At 41.8% G+C, this 10,301-nt stretch carries 7 protein-coding genes, 3 tRNA genes and 1 pseudogene; 7 read left to right on the plus strand and 4 right to left on the minus strand.

The annotated features are described in order from the left end of the window. Window positions 1-339 (minus strand): annotated as a pseudogene (locus tag AC3LHT_RS02740) (sodium:glutamate symporter); the annotation flags it as partial. 234 nt (window positions 340-573) lie between these two features. Here AC3LHT_RS02740 and AC3LHT_RS02745 point away from each other — a divergent pair. The 7 genes from AC3LHT_RS02745 to AC3LHT_RS02775 all read left to right on the plus strand — a co-directional run bounded on the left by AC3LHT_RS02745 (window position 574) and on the right by AC3LHT_RS02775 (window position 6,443). Continuing rightward, window positions 574-1,896 (plus strand): MBL fold metallo-hydrolase, encoded by a 1,323-nt coding sequence (locus tag AC3LHT_RS02745; protein WP_488661899.1) that lies wholly within the window; start codon window positions 574-576, stop codon window positions 1,894-1,896. 47 nt (window positions 1,897-1,943) lie between these two features. After that, window positions 1,944-2,032 (plus strand) — tRNA-Leu (locus tag AC3LHT_RS02750). A gap of 46 nt (window positions 2,033-2,078) precedes the next feature. Next, window positions 2,079-2,155 (plus strand) — tRNA-Met (locus tag AC3LHT_RS02755). A gap of 4 nt (window positions 2,156-2,159) precedes the next feature. Further along, window positions 2,160-2,236, plus strand: a tRNA-Met gene (locus AC3LHT_RS02760). 522 nt (window positions 2,237-2,758) lie between these two features. Next, window positions 2,759-3,847, plus strand: coding sequence for an NAD/NADP-dependent octopine/nopaline dehydrogenase family protein (locus AC3LHT_RS02765; RefSeq protein ID WP_290646103.1), 1,089 nt, complete (start codon window positions 2,759-2,761; stop codon window positions 3,845-3,847). Further along, complete coding sequence (locus AC3LHT_RS02770) at window positions 3,844-5,484, plus strand: methionine synthase (RefSeq protein WP_488661900.1); 1,641 nt, start codon at window positions 3,844-3,846, stop codon at window positions 5,482-5,484. The genes AC3LHT_RS02765 and AC3LHT_RS02770 overlap by 4 nt, the downstream gene beginning before the upstream one ends. 11 nt (window positions 5,485-5,495) lie before the next feature. Continuing rightward, entirely contained in the window at window positions 5,496-6,443 is a 948-nt protein-coding gene (locus tag AC3LHT_RS02775; protein WP_488661901.1) for a D-alanine--D-alanine ligase family protein, read from the plus strand. Here AC3LHT_RS02775 and AC3LHT_RS02780 read toward each other — a convergent pair. The 3 genes from AC3LHT_RS02780 to AC3LHT_RS02790 all read right to left on the minus strand — a co-directional run. Then, window positions 6,430-7,356: an ABC transporter ATP-binding protein gene (locus AC3LHT_RS02780; RefSeq protein ID WP_488661902.1), complete on the minus strand. Its 927-nt coding sequence runs from the start codon at window positions 7,354-7,356 to the stop codon at window positions 6,430-6,432. The genes AC3LHT_RS02775 and AC3LHT_RS02780 overlap by 14 nt on opposite strands. Before the next feature lie 11 nt (window positions 7,357-7,367). After that, entirely contained in the window at window positions 7,368-8,369 is a 1,002-nt protein-coding gene (locus tag AC3LHT_RS02785) for a Gfo/Idh/MocA family protein (RefSeq protein ID WP_488661903.1), read from the minus strand. Next, window positions 8,345-10,301, minus strand: a 1,957-nt coding sequence (locus tag AC3LHT_RS02790) for a M1 family aminopeptidase (RefSeq protein WP_488661904.1), incomplete at its 5' end; no start/stop codon positions are given. The genes AC3LHT_RS02785 and AC3LHT_RS02790, both read right to left, overlap by 25 nt.

The raw sequence follows: 10,301 nt of genomic DNA on the forward strand, positions 1-10,301 counted from the left end.
GATGCCAAAGCCAACTATTCCTTGTATGGCATAGGAAATGGCTATTAAAAAGCCTGTGTTCACCGCAGAGCGTGAAGACCTTGTTTGCCTCTTTTTCAAGGCAATGGCGATAAACCCTATCGCCATGAGATGGTACACGAGGTTTCCAAGCCTGTCAAAAGAGAAATTGATCAATCCCAACCCGCTTGGTCCAAAGGCCATACCCAAAAAACCCGCAAGAACGGAATTCGGTATCAATATGCGATTAAGGGGTTTAATCGTCTTTTTTATTATCATTGCTATTCCCATCAACAACGAAATGACCATTATGTCGTTTACATATCCCCAGTCACCACCCATGCCTATTTACCTCCGATCTTTTTAGTGTTCAAATCACGAAAGAAAAAGATCACCAAGAAATACATTAGAAAGCCCATCAAACTTTGGTGCATGAAGCACCCTATTAGCACTGGCCGGTCAATGCCACTATTCCTATCTCTTCCAGGATTATTGAAAAGTACTTCAATTTTACATCAAAAACAATATTACTCGCACTCTGGTAAAATAAAATAGTACCAGAAAAGGAGGAAAAAGATGAATTTCACACCACTCGGTGGAGGCAAAGAGATAGGTGCCAATTGCTATATCATTAGAACAAACGGTCTCAATATCATGCTCGACTGCGGAAGGCATCCCGTTAAAAGCGGATATGAATCTCTTCCTGCACTTGAAAAGCTTGAAGAGGTGGATTACATTATCATTTCTCATTCACATTACGATCACCTCTCTTCATTACCTTATGTTCTGGGTAAGTTCCCGGATGCTACTGTATTCACTTCAAAGGAAAATCGTATTCTTGCCCTGAGGATATTGAGCAATTCAGTTGAAGTCATGAAAAAGAAAAACGAAAAAGATGCTGAACCCATATTATATACTCACAGAGACGTCAAAAAAGCAAAAAAAAGAATCATTCCTTTGCACTATATGAAACCTCTGGAGCTTTCCAAAGATGTATTGCTTACTTTATATCCAGCAGGGCATGTTATGGGAGCTTCATCAGCTTTGATAGAGTCCAATGGTAAAAGAATATTTTACACTGGTGATATTTCCCTTTCTCCGCAGCTAACCGTTCCAGAGGCGACCTTGCCTGATGAAGTAGATATTGTCATATCAGAAGGAACCTACGGGCTGAAAGAAACCCTATCCGTAAACAGGGAAATTGAAACTCATCGTTTGAGCAGAAAGCTGAGAAAAACTTTGGGATCTGGCGGAAGGGTGATGTTGCCGGTTTTTGCCCTTGGAAGGGGACAAGAAGCGCTCTACATGATTTTGAAGTTAATGGAAGCTGAGAAGATTCCGCGGGTTCCTATTTATATAAACGGTATGGTACATGTTTTAACTGATCTTCTACTTAAAGAACACGATGGCATGAATTCTGAAAATAGGGCTTGGTTCAAAGACTCGATAAAAAGGCATGTTACTGTCATTCCCAAAAAACTCTCCTCCATAATTGAAGACAAGAGTCCTATGATTCTCATACTCAGTTCTGGAATGCTAATAGAGGATACTCTATCGTATATTTTTGCGCGTCAGATGCTTTTGGAAGCCAAATCAGCTATCTATTTCATGGGATATCAAAGCCCGGAATCGCCGGGATTTGCCGTTCTAGAAGCTTTTAAGAGCACCAGGCAGTTAGAGTTGAACGAAGAAAAAATTGATGTTCGCTGTGATGTTGATATCTTCAATTTTTCCGGTCATGCCAATTATTCCGAATTACTGGAAATTCCCAGGAGATTGCAGCCAAAAAAACTCATATATGTGCATGGGGATAAAGAAGCACTTGAAAACCTGAAAGAAGAGCTTCAATACGAGTTCGAAATTGATATTCCCGATAATCTTGAGGAAATAGCTCTATAAGCCTCTACTTGACAACGAAAATGCTGGGTGTTATGATAATATACGGCGCCGGGATGGTGGAATTGGCAGACACAACGGACTTAAAATCCGTTGGGGCGGAAGCTCCGTGCGGGTTCAAGTCCCGCTCCCGGCACCAAGAGAAAAGAATTGATGCCAATGGCCCTTAATATAAAGCTATTCGGTGCGGGGTGGAGCAGTCTGGCAGCTCGTTGGGCTCATAACCCAAAGGTCGCAGGTTCAAATCCTGCCCCCGCTACCATTAAGGCGGTGTAGCTCAGCTGGCTAGAGCATGCGGTTCATACCCGCAGAGTCGACAGTTCGAGTCTGTCCGCCGCCACCACCTAAGCCCCGTTAAAAGGGGCTTTTTGTTTTACATAAAAGTATCCCCCCGCAAAAGCGGGGGGATTTATCTGGTGTGCCGATCTTAGATTTAGTCGTTATCAGAGCTTTTTCTGTCTTTGAAGGAAACTTCGACTAAGTTCAATTCTTCATCTGTCTTGATGAATGGTTTGTCCTTTCTTTCATTCCTTTTATTTTTGTTCATATCTATCACCTCAGTTATATTATAGCACAAAATACAGCGTAATTCAAAGCAAAGCACAGTATAATGAAGATAATGATTGTTATTCATGAATATTAGTCAATAACAATAGTAAATGAGTTGCTGGGATTGTAATCGGAATTTCTAATACAAGTGAGTTCCATTTATTGAAGTATTCAAGGAAACTTTGTTATAATTTTTATGCTTACACAAAGACATTCTTGCAGTTATTGATTTCTACATTTTTATCGGCGAAATGGTTAATTCAAAAAAGGCTGTTATTGCCTAAGGATTTTTCTTTGCCTTTTTGGAGGTGAAAAAATGAGAATTTGCGTTATCGGTGCCGGTAACGGGGGTCAGGCACTGGCCGGGGTTTTAGCACAAAGGGGTCATGAAGTGATGCTATTTAATAGAAGTGAAAAGCGTATTTCTGGCATAGTGGATAACCGGACATTGAGGTTAGAAGGGGAATCTTCTGGCCCGGTAAAATTAGCGTATGTAGGCACTAACATTGAGAAAGCAATAAAAAATTGCCAGATTGTTATGATTGTTGTGCCAGCATTTGCTCACGCTTCGGTTGCTGAAAGAATCGCGCCCTACATCGAAGCGGGACAAATAATCATATTGAACCCCGGAAGGACAGGAGGAGCTCTTGAATTCAAAAAGGTTCTGGATGCCAACAATGCGAAGCCTGGTTATGTCATTGCTGAAGCTCAGACTTTTCTTTTCGCTTCGAGAATAGCAGGTCCAGGTCTTGTGAGAATCTTTAGAATGAAAAATGCTGTGCCGGTCTCTGCCTTACCTGCAAAAGACAATCACATTCTCAGTGAAGTGCTTCCCGAGGTTTTTCCTGAATTTGTTATAGCACCAAATGTTTTATATACGAGCTTCAACAACATTGGCGCTGTATTTCATCCGGCAGCGCTTTTGATGAACGCTGGGTGGATTGAAACTACACATGGAAATTTCCAATTCTACCTGGATGGAATTAGCCCCTCTGTTGCAAGGGTGCTAACAAAAATAGATGAAGAACGCTGTGAAATTGCCAGGGCATTGAAAATCGAGCCTTTAGGAGCAGTTGAATGGCTTGACTTCGCTTACGATGTTAAGGGTAGGGATCTTTATGAGGCAATTCACAATAACGACGGTTATCAGGGAATAAGAGCACCAGTAAGCCTTTACAATCGCTATATTCTGGAAGATGTTCCCATGAGCCTGGTGCCAATAAGTTATTTTGGAAAATCATTTGGTATAAATACAACTACCATAGATTCAATAATAAACATCGCAAATGTAGTCATGGGAATAAACTACTGGGAAAAAGGCAGAAACATGGATAGTCTTGGTCTTTCTGGACTCAGTATTAATTCCATATGGGATTACGTTGAAATGGGGGTAAAAGCTCTGTGAAAACAAAAAAGAAAATCCTTGGCGGTGCTATCGGCAGCGATGTGCACGTAGCGGGAATTCTGAACTTCCTTGAGCTTGCCAAAAAAGAAGGTTATGAAACCATTTACCTTGGCGGTGCTCTTTCCCTTGAAAAGTTCCTTGGAAGTATTATTGAAACAAATCCAGATCTTATTGCTGTAAGTTACAGGCTTGGAAAAGAAGCACTGGACAAATTGCTGATTGAGTTCAAGGATCTTCTGAGGAAAAACGATTTGTTGAAAAACAAAGATTTTGTGTTTGGAGGAACTTATGAAACAGCAAAAGTAGCTAGAAAAAGCAGGCTTTTCAGAAGAGTCTTCGATGGAAGTGAGTCAGTGGAGGAAGTCGTATTGTATTTGAGGGGGGAAATGCGTGGAATAAAAAAAGAAAGCTATCCTCAAAAACTCGTGGAGAGAATAAATTTTAAGTCACCGTATCCCCTCATCCGTCACCATATAGGGCTCCAGTCTCTTGAAGAAACGGAAAGGGAAATCCAAAAGCTCGCAAGGTCTGAAGAATTAGATATCATCTCCCTCGCTCCAGACCAAAATGCTCAGCAATGGTTTTTCACACCAGAAAAAATGGACCCATCACAAGATGGAGCTGGAGGGGCTCCTTTTAGAAAAAAAGAGGATTTTGAAAGAATGTATAAAGCAAGCCGGCAGGGTAACTTTCCTTTGTTGCGCTGTTATTCGGGCACAAGAGAACTCATCAAGTATTCGAAGTTGCTTTACGAAACCATAAGGAACGCATGGGCAGCTATTCCACTAACCTGGTATTCGGAGCTCGATAGGCGATCCGATCGTGAATTAAAAAAGGCAATTGCGGAAAACCAGAAAGCGATTAAATGGAATGCCGAACACGATATTCCGGTAGAAATAAATGAATCGCATCAGTGGGCTTTGCGCTACGCCCCCGATACTGTGGAAGTAGCGACCGCTTACATTGCAGCCTACAATGCGAAAAAACTCGGCGTGAAAACTTATGTCGCCCAGTACATGTTCAATACCCCCCCTGGAATTTCTCCAGCAATGGATATAGCCAAAATGCTAGCAAAGAAGGAACTTATTGAATCCCTTCATGATAATTTCTTCCGCTCTTACCGCATGGTCAGAGCAGGGCTTTTATCTTTTCCCTCTGACGAAGCCCGGGCTAAAGGACAACTCGTCTCTTCCATGCTCACTGCATCTTATCTCCAGCCGCATATTATCCACGTTGTTGCCTTCTGTGAAGCAAGAAAACGAGCAAAAGCAAAGGAAATAATAGAGAGCGTAAAAATGGTGAAAAGGGCTTATTCCGAAGCAATGAAAGGGCTACCAAATTTCGAAGCCGATCCGAAGATCAGGGCGAGAAAGAAAACGTTGATAGAAGAAGCACAGTTGATAATTGAAGCGATCAAAGAATTGGGAAAGGGTTCAAAAGACCCTTTAACGGATCCCGATGTGATATGGGCTTCGGTTAAGATGGGAATCCTCGATGCCCCGGGATTGATGAAGATGTCAGTGGCTCGTGGTACTGTTAAGACGGCAATTATCGATGGCACTAATCAGGTAGTTGATGATAAAGGTCGTCCCGTTTCTGAAAGAAAGAGACTTAAAGTGCTTGGCTTCGCGTTATAGGAGGTGGTTTTATGAGAGTGGCTGTTGTATATGACGAACCTCTTACAGCTGAAGGAAAAGATATGGTTTCCGCGGTATGTAAAGCTTTAAATAGCCGATATGAAGCCGAACCTCTTCCTTTTAATAGAAATTTCATGAGCAACGTAAAGAAATATGACTTCGTTTTCAATCTTTCCACGGGAGGCGGCAAATACAACAAGCAAGTGCATGTTCCTGCCCTTTTGGATGTATTGGGCATCTCTTTCACCGGATCGCCAGCAGGAGTTCATGCTCTTTGCATGGATAAAGGGTTAACAAAGCTTGTTCTTCAGAAAAACAACATACCTACTCCGCGTTTTGCGGTAATAACCAATCCTTCGGAAATAACAGACCCTGGATTTTATCCCGCTTTTGTCAAACCATCACGTGAAGGCAGTGCTGAGGGGGTCTCTGAAAAGTCCGTAGTTGGAAGCTCCATTGAACTCGAAAAACAGGTGGTGACTCTTTATGAGGCTTTCAAAGAACCGATACTGGTAGAAGAGTTCATAGAAGGTAGGGAATTTACAGTCGGAATCGTTGGAAATGCAGAGCAGGCAAGGGTATTACCAATTCTTGAAATAGATTTTTCGGCGCTTCCGGAGGGACTTGAAAGATTTTATTCTCATAGAGTCAAGCATCATTATGCTGAAAAAACAAGATATATCTGCCCGGCACGATTAAAAACCAAACAGGTGGAAGAACTGGAGAATTATGCGCTAAAAGCCTACAAAGCTCTGGGAATGCTCGACTATGCGAGAATAGATGTGAGAATGAACGATAAGGGTTTCCATATCATTGAAGTGAATTCGTTGCCACTGTTAGTACCGGTATATTCAGACCTCACAAAAATGCTTGAACCAATAGGATGGAGCTATGACGATCTTATATTGAACATTTTTGAAGCGTCCATAAGCAGGCAAAGAGCTATCAGCCAACCTTGAATGATCTTGTTATCTTTATATGAAGCTCTTTGCACCTTGCTTTTTCAAGTGGAATAAACACTACGCAATCGGCATCTCCGATTTTGACGTTGCATAAGGCATTTCTTGAGTCGTAAGGGCTTGCATGCTGGATTACGGCCGGAAGTCCTTCCTCTGTTATTTCCACATCTTCAGGCCTGAATATCATGTCTTCATATTTATTTATACCAAAGGGTGAAAAGAGCTCCATCGAAAACAAATCAGGTGGATTGTTGTAAATATCTATGGGATTTCCACTAGAAACAATTTTCCCATCGCTCATTATATATACCTTTGATGCGATTGCCATGGCGTCTTCACAATCATTAAGGACTATCAGCACAGAACGCCCGATTTTAAGCAAAAGCTTTTTTATCATCGCTCTCAACTCGGTTCTGACTTTTTTATCAAGTCTTTCAAAGGGTTCATCCATGAATATCATGTCGAAAATCCTCACCGTTTCTCTACCAATAGCCGTCAATTTTTTTATCCCTGCTGGCAATTCTTTTGGCAGCTTTTCCAGATATTCCGATAAGCCATTCAATTCTCCTGCTTTTCTCTTCACCCTTTCAGCGATGTTTTTCTCTTTCTTTAGCTGCAAGGGAAACGCTATGTTTTTGTAGGTGTCATAATGCGGAAAAAGGGCGTCATTCTGAAAGACAAAGGCGATGTTTCTTTTATGTGGAAGCTCATTGGTAACTTCTTTCCCGCCCATAAATACTTTCCCGGTTAAAGGTTCATGCAAACCTGAAGCGACTTTAAGAAGCAAAGTTTTTCCACAGCCTGAAGGGCCTATAAGGCCTACGATCTCTCCTTCATTCACCTTTAAATCAATGGGGCCCAGTTTGAAATCACCTATGTTGGCCTTGAGTCCTTTGATTTCCAGTGCTAACATATATATCACCTTCATTCCAGTATACTGGTGATTTTTACATGTTTTCTTTCTTTAAAAGATTTAACGGCAGCCTCTATTACCATAAGGTCTTTCAAAGCCTGCGCAGAAGAGCCAAGCAGGTTTTCCTTGCCAAATTTCACCACATTATAAAAGTCTGAAAATTCTTCTAAAAATCCATCGTTATCTTGAACTTCCACAGTTTTTTGATCTCTGGCTGTAAAGATTTTGATTATATTACCTTCAATGTACATATTCCCTTCTGTCCCAATAATAGATATCTCATTTCCGAATTCCAGCCCGTAAGATGCGATATAATTTCCAATTGCTCCGTTTTCAAAGAGTAAATTCATGGTTATCGTGTCTTCTGCTCCGAGGTAGTTCCTAACCCTTTTCAAGTAAGCTGAAACCTCCTCTATATCTCCAAGCATTGTTCTGGTAGCTGCGATATGGTGCACACCTGCGTCGGATATAAATCCTGCAATGTGCAGCGGCTTTTTTCTCCACGAGGTTTGCACATATTTGTCTTCCTTGTCCATCAACTTTGTGCTTTTCCAGACGAGAAATGCCGGCTTGCCGATTCCACCATCGTTGATAATTCTGGCGGCTTTTTGAAACACCGGGATGTGTCTGTAATTTTCAGCTATATAGACTGTTTTATCGCTGTTATTTTCAAGATTTAACACTTTTTTGGCATTTTTCATGTCAATGGCAATGGGCTTTTCGGCAATCACATGCAGGTTGTATTTCAGAGCCTTTTCAATGAAATCGGGATTTAAGATCGTGGGAAGAGCAAGATCAACCGCTTCCGCAACACCTGAAGCCATGAGTTCATCAGCGTTGTCAAAAACTCGAGGTTTTGGCTCTATCATTAGAGATAGCTGCTCTGCCTTTTCGCGTGTGCGACTCGCAAGGGCTACTATTTCTATACGGTCCCTTAGTCTTTTCAACGCAGGAAGATGCAACTCCCTTGCCGCTATACCGCATCCTATTATTGCAAGCCTGAGTTTTTCCATTTTATCACCTTCTCCATTCCTGAAAAACCCAATTTTTCGTTGAAGTATATGGAGCTTCCGAAGGAGATCCCTCCCTTGATACCCAATGTTGAAGTCCCTTCGGCATCCATGAGAAAAGAGAAACCAAGATTGATTTGTAGAGGTGTATCGCCAATAATATAGATAATAGGTGATAATATCATAGAGGCGTCAAAGACATAACCGCTGTCAAAAATCCTGCTTCCGAGTTCCCAGGAAATACCTATACCTCCCAAATTAAAGAGATTGAGAAAACTAATACGCCTGTTCATGATTATCATATAAGGCAATGATACTCTGAAGTCCAGCAAATAACTTGTGGGAGGGTATTTTGACATCAGAGGATCTAAAGCATTCGAAGTGGCTTCAAAACTCAGCACATCATAAAAGGGGTCAAAAAACCTCTTTCCTAATGCCTCACCCACAGCCAACAGGTTTAGAGAAGGTATAAGCTCTGAGTTCACATTGGGAATCCAGCTGCCATAAAATCCTCCCATGTACGTGGGCGTGGCATTTATCTCGCCGGTTAGCCCCTCTATTTCAAGGTATAACCCATGCTTTAATGTATCGTTAAAGCTATAGAGGCCCTGGATATAGCAATTGCCGGTGTCGAGGAAGCGCCCCTCTACGGAAAAGTTATGCCTTGCTATAAGGATAGGGCTACTGTCACCTATATAGAGCTTTTCTGGTATGCCAAGGTTCATAGAAAGGTGGATACCTTCGAATTTGCTGTACTTCATTTCCAATGACCTGTATAGATCAGGATGCAAATAAAGGGAAGCACCGGTATAGCTGTACCCCCTTCCATCGTCGCTCGAATAGCCACTCTGGTTTAGCAACCCAATACCGTAATATGGAAATTTTTCAAAGAGTATCTCCCCGGTATAATCCAACCCCGAAGCGGAAAAGCCGACAATTCCATGTGTGCTCAACAAATAAGCATCATATCGGCTTTGTTCCTCGCTATATCCCCCTTTGAACAATGGAGGCCAGTGATTATTGTGCCGCTCAATATCGAATGAATGCATATCTGGATCCAGATGCACCTGCATAGCCGGGATGTAAGGCAATGAAGTGGAATCCAGAGTAACAAAACTGCGACTCCCTTCCGGGGTTTCAATAACCACTCTCAAAGGGACTTTCATATTTTCATTGTCAATTTTCACAACCCCATTTTCGAAATATATTCGGGCATCATAATTATCTCTTTCAAAAAAGAGTGCATTCACAACTTTCGGATTAATATATCCTTCCAAAAAGTCAACAAATTCCCTGGTGGTAACGTTTTTACCAACATAAAGCCGGTAATACCTTGATAGGATTGAATATAATTTTTCACGGCCAAGCAATTCCTCAAGTGAAAAGAAAGCCCTTTTTCCCTTTTGATAGTAAACCGCTGAAGAAAAATTCTGGGGAATGGCATCAACCGGATCAGCAACAGCCGCCTTTACACCTGCCATTTTTGCATAGAGTAACATGAGTTGATCAGCCTGGGTGACAGTCGTCGGTATGTCAAAATAGCTTTTTATGAAAGATGTAAAAAGATCTGAGGCCTTCCAGTTCATATAATAATCTTTTCCATAAATCTCCAGAGTTGTGCTGTGGGCAACATAGTCAGCAAGGCTTTCGCTCATGAAGTTGTTTCTCAAAAAATCAACGCCTGTTCCAACGCCAAACCACAGGTGACTCAATTCATGTGCTACAAGGTAAAAGGTGAGAGGATCAAGTAAGCCGTTTACCCACAGGTTTGCGCTCGTGAAAAAGCCGTCTCCAATGGCTATTAGGCCATCTGCCGTGATTCCATAAAGCCCCGGGAATGGGTCTTGAACGATGTGAATTGTCGAATATCTCAATGCTCCTAATTTTTTGATATGGTGTTCCAGAACCTGAATCGCAAAAGCAGCGAGTTTTGAA

It is taken from the genome of Kosmotoga sp. (assembly GCF_982836095.1).

What these genes read in the sequence shown, in the direction of transcription:
- AC3LHT_RS02745 (WP_488661899.1), top strand. Translation starts at nt 574, where the DNA reads ATGAATTTCACACCACTCGGTGGAGGCAAAGAGATAGGTGCCAATTGC.
- AC3LHT_RS02765 (WP_290646103.1), top strand. Translation starts at nt 2,759, where the DNA reads ATGAGAATTTGCGTTATCGGTGCCGGTAACGGGGGTCAGGCACTGGCC.
- AC3LHT_RS02775 (WP_488661901.1), top strand. Translation starts at nt 5,496, where the DNA reads ATGAGAGTGGCTGTTGTATATGACGAACCTCTTACAGCTGAAGGAAAA.
- AC3LHT_RS02780 (WP_488661902.1), bottom strand. Translation starts at nt 7,356, where the DNA reads ATGTTAGCACTGGAAATCAAAGGACTCAAGGCCAACATAGGTGATTTC.
- AC3LHT_RS02785 (WP_488661903.1), bottom strand. Translation starts at nt 8,369, where the DNA reads ATGGAAAAACTCAGGCTTGCAATAATAGGATGCGGTATAGCGGCAAGG.